At 70.2% G+C, this 18,233-nt stretch carries 16 protein-coding genes and 1 tRNA gene; 6 read left to right on the plus strand and 11 right to left on the minus strand.

Annotated elements, in window-relative coordinates:
* Positions 1-111: 111 nt before the first annotated feature.
* On the minus strand, positions 112-1,545 hold the full coding sequence (locus IPK81_04165; protein QQS13448.1) for a DUF1254 domain-containing protein: 1,434 nt from the start codon (positions 1,543-1,545) through the stop codon (positions 112-114).
* Positions 1,546-1,810: 265 nt separating this feature from the next.
* Here IPK81_04165 and IPK81_04170 point away from each other — a divergent pair, with 265 nt between their 5' ends.
* Positions 1,811-3,940 carry a HAMP domain-containing protein gene (locus IPK81_04170; protein ID QQS13449.1) on the plus strand — a complete coding sequence of 710 codons (2,130 nt, stop codon included), beginning with the start codon at positions 1,811-1,813 and terminating at the stop codon, positions 3,938-3,940.
* A 19-nt stretch (positions 3,941-3,959) separates the two neighbouring features.
* Here IPK81_04170 and IPK81_04175 read toward each other — a convergent pair whose 3' ends face one another.
* From IPK81_04175 to IPK81_04195, 5 genes are all read right to left on the minus strand, one after another.
* The gene (locus IPK81_04175; GenBank protein QQS13450.1) at positions 3,960-4,721 is read right to left on the minus strand and encodes a hypothetical protein; all 762 of its coding nucleotides are present in this window, start codon (positions 4,719-4,721) and stop codon (positions 3,960-3,962) included.
* Positions 4,722-4,892: 171 nt separating this feature from the next.
* Positions 4,893-5,795, minus strand: a complete 903-nt coding sequence (locus tag IPK81_04180; protein ID QQS13451.1) for an OmpA family protein — start codon at positions 5,793-5,795, stop codon at positions 4,893-4,895.
* Between the two features lie 359 nt (positions 5,796-6,154).
* Entirely contained in the window at positions 6,155-6,928 is a 774-nt protein-coding gene (locus tag IPK81_04185) for a DUF3313 family protein (protein QQS13452.1), read from the minus strand.
* A gap of 32 nt (positions 6,929-6,960) precedes the next feature.
* Positions 6,961-7,776, minus strand: a complete 816-nt coding sequence (locus IPK81_04190) for a DUF2950 family protein (protein ID QQS13453.1) — start codon at positions 7,774-7,776, stop codon at positions 6,961-6,963.
* Positions 7,777-7,894: 118 nt separating this feature from the next.
* Positions 7,895-9,325 carry a DUF3300 domain-containing protein gene (locus IPK81_04195; GenBank protein QQS13454.1) on the minus strand — a complete coding sequence of 477 codons (1,431 nt, stop codon included), beginning with the start codon at positions 9,323-9,325 and terminating at the stop codon, positions 7,895-7,897.
* A gap of 339 nt (positions 9,326-9,664) precedes the next feature.
* Between IPK81_04195 and IPK81_04200 the strand changes: the two genes are divergently transcribed.
* From IPK81_04200 to IPK81_04215, 4 genes are all read left to right on the plus strand, one after another.
* Positions 9,665-10,756: a patatin-like phospholipase family protein gene (locus tag IPK81_04200; GenBank protein ID QQS14950.1), complete on the plus strand. Its 1,092-nt coding sequence runs from the start codon at positions 9,665-9,667 to the stop codon at positions 10,754-10,756.
* A 358-nt stretch (positions 10,757-11,114) separates the two neighbouring features.
* Positions 11,115-12,419, plus strand: coding sequence for an efflux RND transporter periplasmic adaptor subunit (locus IPK81_04205; GenBank protein ID QQS13455.1), 1,305 nt, complete (start codon positions 11,115-11,117; stop codon positions 12,417-12,419).
* Complete coding sequence (locus IPK81_04210) at positions 12,416-13,663, plus strand: ABC transporter permease (protein ID QQS13456.1); 1,248 nt, start codon at positions 12,416-12,418, stop codon at positions 13,661-13,663. The genes IPK81_04205 and IPK81_04210 overlap by 4 nt, the downstream gene beginning before the upstream one ends.
* Positions 13,656-14,372: an ABC transporter ATP-binding protein gene (locus IPK81_04215; protein QQS13457.1), complete on the plus strand. Its 717-nt coding sequence runs from the start codon at positions 13,656-13,658 to the stop codon at positions 14,370-14,372. Before IPK81_04210 ends, IPK81_04215 begins: the two co-directional genes overlap by 8 nt.
* A gap of 119 nt (positions 14,373-14,491) precedes the next feature.
* Here IPK81_04215 and IPK81_04220 read toward each other — a convergent pair.
* Positions 14,492-14,567, minus strand: a tRNA-Phe gene (locus tag IPK81_04220).
* Between the two features lie 237 nt (positions 14,568-14,804).
* Between IPK81_04220 and IPK81_04225 the strand changes: the two genes are divergently transcribed.
* Positions 14,805-15,908 (plus strand): amidohydrolase, encoded by a 1,104-nt coding sequence (locus IPK81_04225; GenBank protein QQS13458.1) that lies wholly within the window; start codon positions 14,805-14,807, stop codon positions 15,906-15,908.
* Positions 15,909-15,932: 24 nt separating this feature from the next.
* On the opposite strand, the gene yacG is transcribed toward IPK81_04225, so the two are convergent.
* From yacG to infA, 4 genes are all read right to left on the minus strand, one after another.
* Positions 15,933-16,124: a DNA gyrase inhibitor YacG gene (gene yacG / locus IPK81_04230; GenBank protein ID QQS13459.1), complete on the minus strand. Its 192-nt coding sequence runs from the start codon at positions 16,122-16,124 to the stop codon at positions 15,933-15,935.
* Positions 16,121-17,341 (minus strand): ribonuclease E/G, encoded by a 1,221-nt coding sequence (locus tag IPK81_04235; protein QQS13460.1) that lies wholly within the window; start codon positions 17,339-17,341, stop codon positions 16,121-16,123. Before IPK81_04235 ends, yacG begins: the two co-directional genes overlap by 4 nt.
* A complete protein-coding gene (gene maf / locus IPK81_04240; protein ID QQS14951.1) occupies positions 17,323-17,901 on the minus strand; it encodes a septum formation protein Maf in 579 nt (192 codons plus the stop codon). The genes IPK81_04235 and maf overlap by 19 nt, the downstream gene beginning before the upstream one ends.
* A 70-nt stretch (positions 17,902-17,971) precedes the next feature.
* Entirely contained in the window at positions 17,972-18,190 is a 219-nt protein-coding gene (infA, locus tag IPK81_04245) for a translation initiation factor IF-1 (GenBank protein ID QQS13461.1), read from the minus strand.
* Positions 18,191-18,233 lie beyond the last annotated feature (43 nt).

Below are 18,233 nucleotides of genomic sequence, written 5' to 3' on the forward strand. Positions count from 1 at the left end.
CTCGGCTCAACTGTGCGCGCCAGCCCGCGTGACGCCATCGGGAATGAACGCCTCCGTCGAGAGGGCCCCGCAAATCGACTTCGCCGGGCGCCGCCCGGCGCGTCGGCCGCGCTACTGGGGCAGCGCCCCCGCGCCTCCCTGGAGCTTCGTCACCGACGGCGGGCTCCACTTCCCCGTGAGCGCCTCCGGTCTCGGGGCGTATAGGCGCATCGTCAGGTTGAAGGGGCCCTTGGGCGCCGGAAGCCAATTGGCCTCCTTGCCGGGCCCCGGACTGGCGTTCTGGATATAGAGATCGAGCGACCCGTCCGCGTTGTAGCGGAAGGGCATCCAGCTGCTCACCGCGAACCGGTTCAGCGGGTTCGCGACCTGGAACCCTTCCGGATCGTACAGGGTGATCGACCAGAACGCCTCGGCCGCCGGCGTGGCTCCTTTCGGGAAATGGATCACATACCGGTTCGCGCCGTCGAGCGGCCTGCCGGCCTCGTCGCCAAGGTTCAACGGATAGATGGCGTCCTCGGGGAGATTCGCGCCAAGTCCGACCTGCGCGACGATCGCCCGCTTCAGATAGTAATTTCCGTAGACGCCCATCGTGTCGGTGTTCATCGACCAGCCGTTGACGACCGTCGCGAGAGTCCTGACCTTCCATTCCATCAGAGCCTGCCCCGCCTCGGGCGCGGCCTCGAACGCCTTGCGTGCCACGGGGCTGGCCTTGGCGATGTCGAAGCTCTTGCCCGCCTCGAGACCGATCCGCCGCATGCGCGCGACGATCGGCTGGTCCGTCACCTGCGGCGGATGCAATTTCAGCAGCTCCGCCGCGTAGGCGAAGTACGCGCCCGCAGCCATCGTGTCGACCTGCGTCTTCGGCGGCGTCTTCATGTCGACGGAGGGGTCGACCGCGCCACCGACGGCCGCCGGCGGCTTGCCCCAGCCGGAGAGCGGCGTGACCTTGTATCCGGCCTGAATCTTATGGACCGCCGGATAGTCGGACGGGCCGTCGGTCTTCGTGCGGCCGATGATCCAGACGTACGGCGTCGGCGCGTCGATCCGGGTGACGCCGGCCGGCACCGCGCCCGTCCAACCCCGCGGCGCGACGAGGTAGTCGCCGGCCGTGGTGCCGGTCGTGCGCCAGCCCGGCGACGCGAACACGTTCGACCACATGTCGAGCATCGGCAGCAGGTAGTAGCGCCCGCCCGTGTCCGGCACGGACACGACCATCGGCTCCTTCGTCAGATCGAGCCAGGCACTGGAGTAGAGCGTGTCGAAGTTGGGCCGCACGACCGCCTTCATGTCCGCGGGCGGAAACGCCGGGATGTTGGCGAACGTGTTCGGCGGCGCCGCGATGCCGCCGGCGGCGTGGCGCTCGACGTTCGTGAGCTGCTTGCGGGTCACGTCCATGGTGACCAGCGGATAGAAGTACACGTACGCCTCGACCGCGATCGCGTGCGCCTCCTGCTCGGAAAGCGCGGGCGTCTGCGCGACCGCGACCGGCGTCCGCGCGTGGCCCAGCGCGAAGCCGAGAAACAGCGCAATGACAAGTCTAAGCATGGGCACCCTCCAATCGGACCCTGTCGTCTCCTGGACACCGCAGCTCCCGCCCGCGTGGGTTCCACGATATTAGCCACCGTTCGTCCAGTGTTTCTAGCGTGGACTTCGACGACGGTGGAGCGGCGGCCCCGATCCGGGCGGCGAGCGGTCGCGAGCGCCCGGCGGAGAGGTCGACCGGCGGATCGACAGCGTTCCCCGCGCCGGGACGGGCTGGCTGACGACCGGGCGGTGCCTCTTTCGCGACCGGATCGTGTATGCTGGCGCCATGGCGGCGTCCGGCAAGGCGAACATCGGCTCCACCGCGCGCATTGGGCTCGCGGCGAAGCTATTCGCCATTCTGATCCTCTTGGGAGCGACCGGCGTGCTGATCACGGGCGTGCTCGGCTACGTCCGCGCCCGCGACGCGCTCGAGGAAGCGACCTACAACCAGCTCACGGCGGCCCGCAAGACCAAGACGCGCCAGATCGAAGCCCACTTCCGCCAGGTGCGTGACGAGGTGCGGCTTCTCGCCGCGACCAGGATGGTTGTCGACGCGACGCGCGCGTTCACCGCCGCCGTCGACAAACTCGACCGCATCGATGTTCCGTTCGAACTGCGCCGCAAGGTCGGAGAGTGGTACGCGAGCAACTACGTGCCGGCGCTCGCCCGTGCCACCGGCGAGGAAAGAAACCTTCCCGACTACCTTCCCGTCGGCCCGGCTTCATACCATCTCCAGTACCACTACGTCGTCGCGAACCCGCACGAGCGTACCCGGCGCGACCTGCTCGTCGATCCGGGCGATGGCAGCGCGTATAGCGCGGTGCACGCTGCTTACCATCCATTGATGCGCGAGGCCGCCGCGACCGTCGGGTTCGTGGATTTCATGCTGGCCGACCGATCCGGCCGCCTCGTCTACACGGTCGACAAGGAGGTGGATTTCGCCACCTCGCTCCACGGGGGCCCGTACCGGCTCTCCAACGCCGCCGCCGCCGCCGCCCGCTGCGCGGGCGCCGCGGACAGGTCGACGACCTGCCTTGAGGATTTCGCCTTCTATGCGCCGGGCCGCGGCGAGCCGACAACCTTCCTGGCCGCGCCCGTGGTCGACGGAGGTGTCGTCATCGGCGTCTTGATCGCGCAATTGTCGATCGCGGAGATAGACGGCGTGATGACCGGCGACCGGCGCTGGCCGCAGGAGGGATTCGGCGCGACCGGCGAGGCGTATCTCGTCGGCGCCGATCACCGCCTGCGCTCTGGACCGCGGGCGTTCTACGAGGACCGCGAGGCCTACCTCGCGGGGCTGAAGGCGAAGGGAGAGCGGGAGTCCGTCATCGACGCGATCCGGCGGTACGATACCCCGGTCCTGCTCCAGATCGTCGAAACGCGGGGCTCTCGCGCGGGGCTCGCGGGCAGCGAGGGCACCGGTGAGAACGTCGACCATCGCGGCGTTCCGGTCCTCGCCTCGTGGGGCCCTGTAGCCGTGCCGGGCGTGAGATGGGCGGTCGTCGCCAAGATCGACATCGCGGAGGCGTTCGCGCCGATCCACCGGCTGCGGCGGGATCTGGCGACCGTCGGCGGTCTCGCGCTGCTGGTGGTCGTCGCGACCGGCGCGTGGTTGTCGCGCGCGCTGCTCGGACCGCTGCGCGAGCTCACCGCCGGCGTGACGCGGTTCGCGTCGGGCGACTACGACGCCAAGGTGGCGGTGCGCACGCGCGACGAGATCGGGCAGCTCTGCGCCGCCTTCAACGGCATGGTCGACGAGCTGCGCGGCAAGAACGTCGTCATCGAGCGCAAGAATCAGGAGAACGAGGAGCTGCTGCTCAACGTCCTGCCGGCGCCGATCGCCAACCGGCTGCGTGGCGGCGAGGCGGGCATCGCCGACGGCTTCGCCGAGGTCACCGTCGCCTTCGCCGACCTGGTCGGCTTCACGGCGATGACGTCGGAGATGCCGCCCCAGGAGGTCGTGACCCTTCTCAACGGGCTGTTCACGCGCTTCGACATCGCCGCCGCCGATCTCGGCATCGAGAAGATCAAGACCGTCGGCGACGCCTACATGGCGGTGTGCGGCCTGCCCGACCCGGTGGCCGACCACGCCGAGCGCATGGTGCGCATGGCGATCCGCATGGTCCACATCACGCGCGAGCACGCCTTGGAGCACCGCGTCTCGATGAAGCTGCGCGTCGGCGTCAACAGCGGACCGGTGGTCGCCGGCATCATCGGCAAGAGCAAGTACATCTACGATCTGTGGGGCGACACCGTGAACCTGGCCAGCCGGATGGAATCCGGCGGCGTGCCGGATTCGGTCCAGGTCACGCGTCCGGTCTACGAGCGGCTGAAAGACCAGTTCTCGTTCGAGCCGCGCGGCGGGATAGAGGTGAAAGGCAAGGGCGTGGTCGAAGCCTGGCTCCTCAGGCTGTAGGCGCCACCGCGCCGCGCTCCTACCGGCCGAGGCGGCCGAGGGCGTCGACCAGCGGGGCCGTGGAAACCGTGATCAAGCCCCCGGACGCGCGGTCCGTGTCGATGATCACGAGGATCGTGCCGACGAACGACAGCGCGGAGACGAACATCACGGCCCAGACCGTGCCGTTGTGCGGCGCGATCATGCCGAAGAGGGTGTAGATCGCGACGAGCCAGAGCACGACGAGGACGAGGAACGGCGTCGGGATCGAGTTCGTGTCGCGCTCGACCAGCGTCCAGCGGATCGCGCCGACGTCGCGCGCGAGCGACACGATCTCGGCCTTGAGCGCGCGCTGCTCGTCGTCCCGAGGCGCGAGCCCGCGGACGGCTTGCTGGAATTGCTCGATGAGCCGCGTCGGCGCGCGTTCGCCCCGCGCGGCGGCGGCGCGCGGCCCCTCGGCGGCGGCCGTCGCCAGGAGCTGCGCGAGTCCGCCGCGGAGCAGCTCGCGGGCGGCTCCCGCCTCCGGTCCATACCGGGCCAGATCGCTGTCCACGACGAGGATCTTCACGGCGACCTGCATGATGTCGGCGTTCTTCGCGTCGAGCGATCCCTTCGCCGTCGACACCAGCATGCCGAGCACCAGCGCCGTGAGCGTCGCGATCACCCCGGCGCCGAGCTTCACGACGTCCTTGGAGTCCTGCGCCAGGTGGCTCTCGGGAAGCACGCGCTGCAGGGCCAGGCCGAGCGGCATGCCCGCGAAGACAAAGGCGAGGATCACGCCCGCCAAAGCCCACTCCGACACAGCGAACCTCCCGTTCGACCGCCCCACCGCGCCGGCCCCTCGACCGGCGCTGGACCCCGCCGTCGGCTGGAACTCGGCGGCCACCACGCGCGATGATCGCCGCGCGCCGCACAACAAGAAACGGCCGGGTTTCCCCGGCCGCTCCCTGAAACCTCCGTCGGAGGATCGCGCTTAGTTCAGCACGATCTCGACACGACGGTTCTGCGGCTCGCGGACGCCATCGGCGGTCGCGACCAGCGGCTGGCTCTCGCCACGGCCGACGACCGCGATGTTGGCGGCCGGGATGCCCTCGCGGACGAGCGCGTCCTTGACGGCGTTGGCGCGGCGCAGCGACAGGGCCATGTTGTAGGCGTCGTTGCCCGAACGGTCGGCGTGACCGGTGACGCCGATGCGGGTCTTCTTACCCGCGGTCGCGGCGGCGGCGGCCTGCTTGATCGTCGTCATCGCCTGCGGCGTGATGTTCGCCCGGTCGAAGTCGAAGAACACGATGTAGTTGGTCGACGGGGCCGGCGGCGGCGGCGGCGGCGCGACGCTCATCGCGGGGCCGAACTTGTAGCCGATCATGATCCGGCCGCCGAAGTTCGTGATGTCCTTCTGCGGGACGAACACGTTCATCGCGTACAGGTTGGTGCGCAGGAAGAACCCGTCGCCCAGCCCGATCCGCATGCCGATCAGGGCCTGCGCGGCGAACTTGGTCGCGTTCGCGCTGAGGCCGCCCGACGACGCCTGCAGATAGTCGACACCGGCGCCGAGGCCGAGGTGGAAGCGCCAGTTCGACTCGGGGTTGAACTCGTAGAGGGCGTTCAACATGCCGGTCCACTGGTTCAGGCCGGTGCTGGCGACGGTGTTCCGCCGGTAGCCGCCCTCGACCTCGACCATCGGACCGATAAAGTCGTAGCCGACGACCGCTGTGATGTTGAACCCGAGCTTCTCGCTCGACGTGCGCGGGAAGTTGACATGGTTCAACCCACCGCCGGCGGCGATGTAGAAGCCGGGCTGATTCATCTGCGCGCTGACGGACAACGGCGCCGCGATCAGCGCCGCGGCAGCGAGCGCCGCGATCTTCATCTTCATCAAAAACCTCCTCGTGGACGAAATGCGCCTGACGACGCCGAAAACGGCACCTGAACCGAGTGGCGCCAGCACCGAACCCAAGATATGCCGCATCGCACTTCCGGGCAAAGGCCTTTCGCGTCCGGAGAGTCGTTCTCATGCGACCCGTGGCAAATCCGCAACACCATAGGCGGCGGCGCCCGGAGATTCATCAGTCCGGCCGGATGCCAACAAGGACAACAACCGGCGCCGCGTCGAGCGTCCGCTCATCGAGCCGACTTCCCACCGCCTGGCGGTTCGGTACACCGCCCTCGGCGGCGAGACTCGCGCACCGGCCAGAAAACGGCGCCGGTCGGTCTTCCGCCGGCGGCACCGCAGGCCTACCAGGGGCGGAGCGTGAACGGCCGCGTGTCGTCGATGACCTGGCCGGCGGCGCGGTCGCGATTGACGACTTTGACGAACTGGTCCGCCCAGTTGTTGATGATCTGGTGCGCATGGCCGTACCAAGTCAGTCCGCGCAGATTGCCCGGCGCGATCACCTGCGCCTCCCGGTCGGCCATGGCCGCCAGGATCAGACCCGACGAGGCGTCGCGCAGACGCGCCTCGATCGCCACCGTGCTCTTGTCGCCGGCGATACCGCGGACGGCCGAGATGCCCAGGCCCACGCCCCACGGAACGTGCTGCAGCATGTTGAGGACGACCTTGCTCGGCACCACTTCGATCAACGCGACCTCGAGCGACAGCGTGTCGGCCGCCGCGTCGGTCGTCTCGAGCACCCGGAGGCGGCGCTTCGGATCCTCGCGGAACGCCTTCTTGAGGGCGTTCTGGGTGTACACTGCCAGGTTGCGGACATCGCTCTCGATCTCGGCGCGACGGACGCCTTCCTGCCACTCCGTCATGCGCAGCATGTGGTTCGTGTCGACGGGCGCCACGTAGAGCTTGCGGTACTTGTCCCAGTTCAAGTCCGGCCGCCGCCAGACCCTCTGAAACGGCAGCGCGGGGTCGTGGTACATCGGCTCCGCGGCGACGAAGCTGGTCGTCGGCGCCGGCTTCGCCTTCAGCATGTCGCAGCCGGCGACGCCGACGCCACCGACGACGGCGACCGCGGTTAGCATCCGGCGCCGCGACACGACCACCGTCGGCTCCACGCTCATGACAGGCGACATATGGGGACTTCCTTCCACGTCTACTCGGCGACCGGCTTCCAGGTCGCGTCGGGGTTGAATTCAGCGAGCTGCCGCGCCAGCGCCGCGGTGTTCGGTCCAAGGTTCTTCTGGTAGACGCGTCCATTGACGCCGACGATGAACGTCATCACGCCGGACTCGCCCCAACGCTCGGGAAACGCGACCATGGCGTGCCCCGCGATCATGTTGCCGTTGATGACGTAGCCATGGGCGCCGCCGGGCGCCGCCGCGCCTTGGCGCGTGAGGATCCGGAACAGGTAGCCATAGGAGGGATCACGCTTGACGGCGGCGACGCCGGGCACCGCGGGATCGAAGGCCGCGTTCGCGAACCACGACGGCAGCGGCCCGCGGTCGCTCTGACGCTCGCCTTCCCAGTACAGCCCGTCACGCTTGCCCGGCGAGCTGCCGAACCGTTGCGCGTACTCGAAAACACCGTCGCCGTCGCGGTCGGCGAGCATGTACTCGAGCTGCGCGCGGACGTACGCGCCGCACGCCTCGATCGCGGCCAGCTCGTTCTCGCCGACGACGCGGTTGAGGATCTCGTCCTTGCCGGCGACCAGGTCGAACTGCCACGTCTGGCCGCTGCGCGTGATCGGGATCGCCAGCGGCCACGCGACCTTGCCGATCTGCACGACCCGCGTGTTCTCGTCCTTGGCCACGAGGTTCACGGCCTCCTCCGCCAACGCGAGGAAGCGCAGGCGTTGCGCAGCTGAACGCTCGGGTTCCGTCAAACCCACGAAGAACTGCGCTTCCGGCCCGAACAGCGACTTGAACCGCTCGGGGTCGTTGGCCCGAACGGCCTCGACCACGGCGGCCACCGCAGCCTCGGGCGTCGGGAACTCTGCTGCGCCAAAGGCGCCGCCAGCGCCCGCGCCATCACCGCAGCCGCCATGATCGCGGCGAGCCGGCGGCGGATTGATCCGGAACGATCCATCGTCAGTCTCCAAATCTGTCGCGCGGCGCGAAGTCCGGCATCGGAGGTGGTTGTCGTCCTAACGCCGGCCACCGCCACCGCCTCCGCCACCGCCGCCGCGACCACCGCCACCGCCACCGCCACCGCCCCCGACCGCCGCCCTGTCCGGCGGCCGCGCGGCTGGAGGCGCCACGGCTGCTTTGCGCCTGGGTCCGTTGCGTGTTGCCGACATGCTCGAACGCGGAGCGCTGCGGTACCCCGGCAGGTCGCGCGGCCGGCGCCTGGGGCCGCGCGGCTGGCGCCTGAGGCCGTGCGACGGCGCCGCCCGGACTGCCGACACCGCCTGGCCGACCCGGACCGCCTACCCCTCCAGGGCCACCGGGGCCGCCTACGCCGCCCGGCCCGCCGGGACCACCGACGCTACCGACGCCACCCGGCCCCCCCACGCCGCCGGGTCCGCCGACGCCACCGGGACGGCCGGGACCACCCACGCCACCGACACCGACGGGCCCGCCGACACCTGCGGGGCGGGTCGACGGCCGGTACCGGTAGGGATCAGGACGCCACGGCACGCCGACGCCGGGCGGGTTGTAGCCTGGCGGATTCACGCCCGGGCGATATCCCGGCGGGTTGTACCCCGGTGGGTTGTAGCCCGGACGATACCCGGGATAGTACCCCGGGGGACGCGCCCACACCGGCGGATACACGTAGCCGCCGCGCCAATCCCAGTAATCGTCGTCCGCCAGCGCAGCGCCGAGCAGGATCCCGGCGCCGAACCCGATGAGGCCGGCGGCGGCCACCGTTGAGCCGGAGTAGACCTGCTCGGGATTGTATTGCGGTACGTAGATGACCTCGGTCTTGGCTGGCTGGATCACGACGGCGCCGCCCTTCTCGAGGACCGTCTGCTCCGGGGTCGACCGCAGCGCGCCGGACTCCTTGGCCTTCTTGCGCAGGCGCTGGATCGAGTCCGAGACGTCCTTCGGCTGCTCGACGAACGCCTCGCCGAGATCGGTGGTCCAGTCGAGGTCGTCGCTCATCTTCTTGATGAGATCGGGGAAGCGCGCCATCGACTTGACGCTGATGTCCCAGTCCTGCTTGTCGGCGTCAGTGAAGTCCTGTTTGTCGACCGCGGCCTTGTTCTTGACGATCCAGCGGTGCGCTTTGACGATGTCGATGGGGTACGCCGACGCCGGCAGCATCTGCGCCAGAAGGGCGTCGGGATACAAGGCGATCGGCGCGAGCATCTTGTCGAGCGCCTCGGCGCTCAAGAGCTCGGGCTGCGCCGCGGGCGCGGGCGCGGGCGCCGCCGCCGACGGCGTCGCGGCCGGCTGCGCCTGCGCGAACACGGCGGACGACGCCGACATCATCGCGAGCAGCGCGATCATCGAAATCGCGCTCGAGCGCATGCGGGGCGGCGACCAACGCGCCGACGGCATCGTGGAGAAGAACGTCATCGTCGCTCCTTCGGCCAACGGCCCATGACCGCAGGTCGCATCCGGCATCAACGTCGAAGGTGGGTTGATCCATAACGGAAAATCACAGAGGATTGAATCGATTTTTCTCAACGCGCCGACGGCCGAATAGCTTCGGCACATGGACCCGGGGGATCGTCGATGTCACTACCTCAGCGGACGCGCGCGGACCGTCCACGATCGATCGGTTGGACGCGGTCGTTGGCACGCGCGGCGCGGTTCGGAATCGCGGCCGGCGCCGTGGCGTTGACCGCCTGTTCCGCGCCCGAGCGCCTGACCGCCGTCCCCGCCGCCGACCAGACGCGCGCCGAGGCCATCGGCATACCCGGCGTCCGCTACTCGTCGCCGGAGCACATGAAGCGGCTCGAGCAGGACGCCTTGGAATCGGTGCAGCGGGACCTCGCCCACCGCAAGGCCATGGGCCAGACCGGCCCGCTGCCGGCCGCCGAGTTTCTCGCGATCTCCGGCGGTGGCGAGGACGGCGCCTTCGGCGCCGGCCTGCTGCTGGGCTGGACGGCGCACGGGTCGCGGCCGACATTCAAGCTCGTCACCGGCGTAAGCACCGGCGCGTTAAGCGCGCCGTTCGCCTTCCTCGGCCCCAAGTACGACCCCCAGCTCCGCGAGGTCTATACGCGGATCACCGCCAAGGACATCCTGGAGCCCCGTGGCATGCTGCGGGCCATCTTCAGCGACGCGATGTCGGACACCACTCCGCTGCAGCGCCTGGTCCAGCGGCTGATGAACGCCGACATGATGAAGGACATCGCGGCGGAGCACGCCAAGGGGCGCATCCTGCTGATCGGATCGACGAACCTCGACGGCCGCCACGGCGTGATCTGGAACGTCACCAAGATCGCCGCCAGCGGCCATCCCGGCGCGCTCGACCTGATCCACAGGATTCTCGTGGCGTCGGCGGCCGTGCCGGGCGCGTTCCCGCCGGTCATGATCGACGTCGAGGTCGACGGCAGGCGCTACCAGGAGATGCACGTCGACGGCGGCGCCACGGCGCAGGTGTTCGTCTACCCGCCGAGCCTCCACGTCGGAGAGTTGTCCCGCCAGCACCAGATCACACGCCAGCGGCGCATGTACGTCATCCGCAACGCCCGGCTCGATGCCGACTGGGCGCAGGTCGACCGCCGGTTGATGTCGATCGCCGGGCGGTCGATCTCGTCGCTCATCCAGACCCAGGGGGTTGGCGATCTCTACAAGATCTCCGCCGAGGCCAAGCGCGACGGAATCGATTTCAACCTCGCGTTCATCCCCTCGACGTTCAAGGTGGAGCTCAAGGAGCCCTTCGACACCGTCTACATGAACGCGCTGTTCGAGGTCGGCTACGACCTGGGCAAACGCGGCTACGTCTGGAACAAGGCGCCACCGGGAATGGCGGGGTCGGCACCGCCCGCCACGCGCTGAGCGCGCCCGCCGCGGCTGTCGTCGGCGACTTCCGCCGTCCCCGGAAATCGCACCGGCGCCGTCTGCCCTGCCCTTAGGTCCCGACCTGATCGCTCGGCGGGCCATGCCGCCGGCCGATCAACGAGGCGGCGCGCCTCGGCGAGATGAATTCCGGCGCGCGCGGCGCACCGAGCGCGCCGGTCGGCCACACGCGGCCGGAAGTGCCCGCCCGTCACGGAAGGTCGGGCGCAGGTCCGCCGGCGACGCCCGGCGGATTCCCGGCGCATACCCGGAAGGTTGCCGGCCTCTCCGACGGCGGACACGACGCCGAGGCCAGAGGTGTCCAGAACGGGGCAGTCCGGCCCCGTTGACATATGTCATGTACCCGCCGACCACGACGCACGATAGAGGCCCCACACGGGCGGAATCGGGATCGCGCCGTGGAGGGGCGATTGTGACCGCTGCCGAGTTCCTCAACCGCGCGCGCCGTTACCGCTGGCCGCTCGCCGCCCTGGTCGCGGCTCTCGTGATCACGGGCTACTTCGCGCCGGCGGCGATCTCCGGACCACGGGTGGCGGTCTATGTCGCTGCGCGCCATGACATCGTCCAGACGGTGGTCGCCAGCGGCCGCGTCGAGACGCCGTTCCGCATCGACATCTCCAGTCAGATAGCCGGCATCGTGGCCGAGATTCCTGTCGACGAGGGTCAGTTCGTGACCGCGGGCCAGCCGGTGATCGTCCTCGACGATCGCGAGGAGGCCGCCAACGCGGACCAGGCCGGCGCCGCCGTCGCGCAGGCGGAGGCGAAGCTGCGCCAGTTGCGCGAGACGGTACGCCCGATCGCGGAGGAGACCCTCACGCAGACGCGCGCGACGCTTCTGAACGCGAAGCAGAACGCGGAGCGGGTAGAGGCGCTTTTCGGCCGGGGCGTCGTCCCGCGCGCCCAGGTCGACGAGGCCCGCAAGTCGCTCGACGTGGCGGCCGCGCAACTGCGCGCCGCCGAGCTTCAGGCCGCCAACCTCCGACCCGGCGGCAGCGACGACGCCATGGCCGAGGCAGCGTTGAGGCAGGCGAACGCGGCGCTGCGCACCGCCAGGGTGCGGCTCGACCACATGGTGATCCGCGCGACCCGCGACGGCACGCTGATCGAGCGCGCGGTCGAGCGCGGCGAGGTGGTGCAACCCGGAAAGACGCTGATGGTGCTGGCTCCGGTCGGGGAGACCCGCATCGTCGTCCAGATAGACGAGAAGAACCTCGGATTGCTCGCCATCGGCCAGAAGGCGCTGGCGTCGGCCGAGGCGTTTCCCCTACGGAGCTTCAGCGCCGACCTCAGCTACATCAATCCCTCGATCGACGCCCAGCGCGGCGCTGTGGCGGTGCGCCTGCGCGTCCCATCGCCCCCCCCGTACCTGCGCCAGGATATGACGATATCCGTCGACATAGAGGTGGCGCGGCGCGCCGGCGCGCTGGTGGTGCCGGCCGACGCGGTCCGCGACATCGCGGGCGCCGCCCCCTGGGTGATGGCGGTGGTCGACGGCCGCGCGACGCGGCGGCCCGTCGCGATCGGCGCGCGGTCGGTCGCCATGGTCGAGATTCTCGACGGACTCAAGGCCGGCGACCGCGTGATCCCGGCGACCCGGGTCGACATCGCCGAGGGAAGGCGCCTGCGCGCCAATCCGCCATGAACCGGCTGCTGCCGTTCGAGTGGATCGCGGCGGTCCGCTTCCTCTACGAAGGCCGCGTGCAGACGACCCTCATCGTCCTAGGCGTCGCGATCGGCGTCTCGGTGATCGTCTTCATGTCCGCCCTTCTCACCGGGCTGCAGGCCAACATCATCCGGCGCACGCTGACCGCCCAAGCGCCGATCGTCGTCCTGCCGCGCGAGGAGGTCGCGCGCCCGCTGCGCGGCGCGGACCGTCGTCCGGCCGACCCCGACGGCGCCCTGCAGATCGCGCAGGTGCAGGCGCAGGCGCAGCGCCTGAGGTCGATCGACCAATGGCAGGCGGTGGTCGAGCGGGCACGGCGCATGCCGGGCGTGGTGGCGGTGTCGCCCGTGGCGGCCGGCCCCGCCTTCGCCGTGCGCGGCGACGCCAGCAGGCCGGTCACGATCTACGGCGTCGAGCCCGAGCACCATTTCCGCATCGTCCTCGTCGGCGAGAAGATCGTCGCCGGCGCCCTGGGAATCACCAGCCAGGACATCCTGATCGGCACGGAGCTCGCGCATGATCTCGGCGTCACGCTCGGCGACAAGATCCGGTTGGCGACGGCCGCCGGACAGGCCGAGACGCTCAAGGTCGCGGGCATCTTCGATCTGGGGAACAAGGGCGCCAACCAGCGCAACGTCTACATCGCACTGCGCACGGCGCAGCCGCTGCTCGACCTCGCGGGCGGCGTGTCGGACATCGAGATCGGCATAGTCGACGCGTTCGCCGCCGACGACACGGCGCGCACGCTGGCCGCGATCACCGGACTCCAGGTCGACAGCTGGATCACGACCAACGCCCAGTTCTTCGTCGCCATCAACGCGCAGTCGCTATCAAGCGTGATCATCCGTCTGAGCGTGGCGCTGTCGGTCGCCTTCGGCATCGCCAGCGTCCTGGTGGTCTCCGTCGTGCAGCGCTCGCGCGACATCGGCATCCTGCGCGCCATGGGCACGTCGCGCGGCCAGGTCCTCCGCATCTTCCTGATCCAGGGCGGCATCGTCGGACTCGCCGGCTCGGTCCTCGGCGCCGCCCTGGGCGCCGGCTTCGTGATGTTGTGGCGCGCCGCGGCGCTCAATTCCGACGGCACGCCGATGTTCGCGCTCGACATCTCGCCGGCTCTATTCGCCTCGACCGCCGTCATCGCCACGGTCGTCGGCGTGTTGGCCGCCGTCGCTCCGGCGCTACGCGCCGCGCGTCTGGACCCCGTGGTGGCGATCCGTGGCTGAGCCGGACGCGACCGGCGTCCGCCCCGTCGTCGCCCTCGCCGGAATCCGCAAGACGTTCAATCCCGGCACTCCGGCCGAGACCGAGGTCCTGCACGGCATCGACCTCGCGCTCCGTCCCGGCGAGTTCTGCGCGCTCATCGGCCCGTCGGGATCAGGCAAGAGCACGCTGCTCAACATCGTCGGCCTGCTCGACCGTCCGACCGCCGGGTCCTTGGCGATCGAGGGCGCCGAAACGTCGGGTCTCGACGATTCGGCGCTGACCCGCCTGCGTGGCCACAGCATCGGCTTCGTGTTCCAGTACCACTACCTGATCAGCGCGTTCACGGCGCTCGAGAACGTGATGATGCCGCTCCTGGTCGGCCGCGGCCGCGCCGACGACGCGATGCGCCTCGCCGCGGAGGCGCTGCTCGACCGCGTCGGTCTGACGCCATGGAAGGACAGCAAGGCGGCCAACCTGTCCGGCGGCCAGCAGCAACGCGTCGCCGTCGCCCGGGCGCTCGTCGCCGGCCCGGCGCTGGTGCTCGCGGACGAACCGACCGGCAATCTCGACACCAAAGCCGCCGACGGGGTCTTCGAGCTGATGCGCGACGTCAACCGCGAGCGAGCCACCGCGTTCCTTTTCGTGACCCACAACATGGCCTTGGCGAAACGGTGCGACCGGATCGTCGAAGTGGTCGACGGGCGCGTGGTCTCGGACCGCGCGCCGTAGTCCCCGCTCGGCCGGTCGGCGGGTGCCCTCGCGGACGTTGCGGATCGCCGTCGCCCGAATTGCCGCATCCGAATCGAGCCAGGCCGGCGTCGGCGTCGACGGGTGGGAATATCGGGGAATGGTGCCCAGGGCCGGAATCGAACCAGCGACACTGCGATTTTCAGTCGCATGCTCTACCAACTGAGCTACCTGGGCCCGTCCGCGCCGGAATCGTCGAAGCGCCGGCGCCGGGCTCGGCGGATCGCTCCGCCGGCTGGCGCGCCGCTTATAGAAAAAGCCATCCGGGCTGTCCAGTGCCGCCGCCGGTCCCGTCCGGCGCAGGGCTGGACTGCGCGCCCGCCGCGTCGACGCGCGCCTGACGGCTTGCGTCGCACCGCCGCCGGCCGCACACTTCCGTTAACGTAAAGCAAAATGAACGATGGAGGAGCGGATATGGCCGGATTGCCGATCTCGGCGGACTCGCATGTGGTCGAACCGCCGAACTGCTACATCGACTTCATCGATCCGAAGTACCGCGACACCGCTCCGCACCTCGCGCACGACCCCAAGAAGGGCGACGTGTTCCTCATCCCCGGCATGGGATCACCGATGCCGATCTCGCTGGCGGCCGGCGCCGGCGTGCCGCCGCAGGACCTGAGCGTCAACGGCGCGAAATTCGAGCTGCTGCACCGCGGCGGCTGGGATCCGAAGGCGCGCATGGCCGACCAGGACCGCGACGGCGTCGCCGCCGAGTTCATCTACCCCTCGGTCGGCATGATGCTCTGCAACCATCCCGACCTCGACTACAAGAAGGCCTGCCTCGACGCCTACAACCGCTGGCTCCAGTCGTTCTGCGAGGGCGCGCCGGACCGGCTCTACGGGCTGGGCCAGACGGCGGTGCGCTCTGTCGCCGAAGGCATCGAGGACCTGCGCCGCATCAAGGCGCTGGGATTCAAGGGCGCGATGCTGCCGGGCAACCCCGGCGTCGAGGACTACGACAGCGCGATCTACGATCCATTCTGGGAGGCCGCCATCGACCTCGGCCTGCCGCTGTCGTTCCACATCCTCACGTCGAAGAACGACTCGATCGGCCGCACCCGCGGTCCGAAGATCAACGGCTTCCTGTCGATCATCCGCGGCAACCAGGACATCCTGGGCATGCTGATCTTCAGCGGCGTGTTCGAGCGCCATCCAAAGCTGAAGATCGTCTGCGTCGAGGCCGACGCCGGCTGGGCGCCGCACTACATGTACCGCATGGACCACGCCTACAAGCGGCACCGCTACTGGCTGACGGGCGCCAACGTTCCGCGGCTGCCCAGCGAGTACTTCCGCGACAACATCTACCTCACCTTCCAGGACGACTGGACGGCGTTCAAGTTCGCCGGCGACGTCAACCACGAGCGGCTGATGTGGGCGAGCGACTTCCCGCACAGCGATTCGACCTGGCCCGACAGCCGCAAGGTGATCGACGAACAGACCGCCGGCATGGACGACGCGGTGCGCCAGCGCATCCTGCGCGGCAACGTCGTCGAACTCTACGGTCTCACGATCCAGTAGGCGCGGACGCGCGGCGGCGGGCGCTCAGCGCCCGTCGTCCTCGCTCCCGGGCTTCTCGTCGGTCTCGACGCGGTAGCCCTCCTTGAACCAGCGGCCGAGATCGACGTCGACGCACCGCGCCGAGCAGAACGGCCGGAAGCGCGGCTCCTCCGGTTTGCCGCAGATCGGGCACGGGCGGCGCGCCGGCACGACGCGCAACGGCGGCTTGTCGCTCATGCCGCCGCCCCGTCGCCACCGCCATCCTGGGCGCGCTGGAACGCCTCGAGCGCGTCGCGCAGCGTCGGCCCGCGCCGCGCCCGCGTCATCTCCATCAGTCCCAGCCGCGTCATCCCCACGACCTGCGTCGACACCGGATCCTCGGCGGCGTGGCGCGCCAGCTCGGCTTGGACGCGGTTTCGGTCGCCCAGCGCGCGCATGTCGATGAAATCCACCACGACGATCCCGCCGATGTTGCGCAGGCGGAGCTGACGGCAGATCTCGGCGGCGGCATCGAGGTTCACGTCGACCGGCGTGCGCGGCCCCTGCCCCGGCCGCGCACCGGCCGAGCCGCTATCGACGTCGATGGCGCACAACGTGCGTCCGGCCTCGAACAGCAGCTCGACGCCGGACGGCAGGACCAGCCGGGGCGTCAACGCCGCCTCGATCTGGCCGGCGACGTCGTGGACGTCGAGCGCCGCGCCGCCGGGATCGACGACGCGCAGCTCGGCGCGGTCGCCGTACTGGTCGAGCGCACGGCGCGCGCGCAACGCCAGCGGACGGTCGTCGACCACCACCTCCGCCAACGTCGCCCCGGCGTCGCGGATGACGCGCAGCAAGGGATGCGGCTCGGCCAGCAGCACGGCTGGCGGCCGCACCGCCAGCGCCCGCGCGCGCAGCGAGTCCCACCGCGCCAGCAGGGCGCGCCCCTCCGCGACGACCGGCTCGCCCGGCGCCACGGCGGCGGCGGTGCGCAGCGTCCAGCCGCCCTCGTCGGCGCCGACCTCGCCGACGGCGGCGAGAAGGCGCTCGCGCGCCGCGGCGTCGGCGATACGGCGCGAGAACTGGACGGCCTGGCCGTGCGGATGGAACACGAGGAAGCGGCCGGCGAGCCCGATGTTCATCGTCAGCCGGGCGCCCTTGTCGGCGGCCGCGTCGCGCACGACCTGCGCCAGCACCGGCATGCCCGCCGGCGGACGCTCGCGGTCGGCGCCGACGAGGTCTGCGCGCTTCAGGAAACCACCGCGTTCGGTCCCGATGTCGACGAAGGCGGCGTCGAGTTCCGAGGCGAAACGCTCGACGCGTCCGATCACGATCGCGCCGGCGAGATCGGACCGGTCGCGCGGGGCCACGGCGACGTCGACCAGCCGGTCGCCCGCCAGCGACGCCAGCAGCGTGCCGGCGGCGGTCTCGTGGCAGACGAGGCGGTCGATGGTGGTCACGCCGGCCCGCGCCACCAGCCGGCGCTCCGCAGCAAATTCACCGTCTCGTGCAGCGGCAGTCCGACGACGTTGCTGTACGAGCCGGACAGGAAGGCGACGAACGCGGCGGCCCGGCCCTGGATCGCGTAGCCGCCGGCCTTGCCCCGCCACTCGCCCGCGCGGAGATAGGCGTCGACTTCCGCCGTGGTCAGGCGCTTAAAGCGGACCACCGTCGTGACCAGAGCGTCGCGAACGGCGCCCGGCGTGGCGACATGGACGGCCCCCAGCACGCGGTGCCGCCGGCCCGACAGCAGCTCGAGGCACCGGCGCGCCTCGGCCTCCGTCTCCGCTTTCGGCAGGATGCGGCGGCCGCAGGCGACCACGGTGTCGGCGGCGAGGATCGTCCCGCCGGGATGGCGCGCCGCGACCGCGCGCGCCTTGTCCCCCGCCATGCGGGCGGCGAAGGACGCCGGCAACTCGCCACGCCGCGGCGTCTCGTCGATCCCGGCGGGATCGATGGCGGCGGGCGCGACCCCGACCTGGCGCAGCAGCTCGACCCGGCGCGGAGAGGCGGAAGCGAGGATCAATGGCGATATGACGGCGTCGGACACGGTCGGCGGCCCCGGAAGCGCGGCCGACGCCGCCCCGGACTCGCCGGCGGCGCGGTCACTTGAATCGGAAAATGATGCGGCCCTTGGTCAGATCGTAGGGCGTCATCTCGACGCTCACCTTGTCGCCGGCCAGCACGCGGATGCGGTTCTTGCGCATCTTGCCCGCCGTGTGCGCGAGGATCGAGTGGTCGTTGTCGAGCCTCACCCTGAACATCGCGTTCGGCAGAAGCTCCGTCACCGTCCCCGCGAACTCTATCAAATCCTCTTTGGCCATACGCGCCCGACCGCGGCTGTTGCGACGCGCCCGGAAGATGGCA

The organism is Rhodospirillales bacterium (assembly GCA_016699855.1).
In the GTDB taxonomy this organism is placed as follows: domain Bacteria; phylum Pseudomonadota; class Alphaproteobacteria; order Reyranellales; family Reyranellaceae.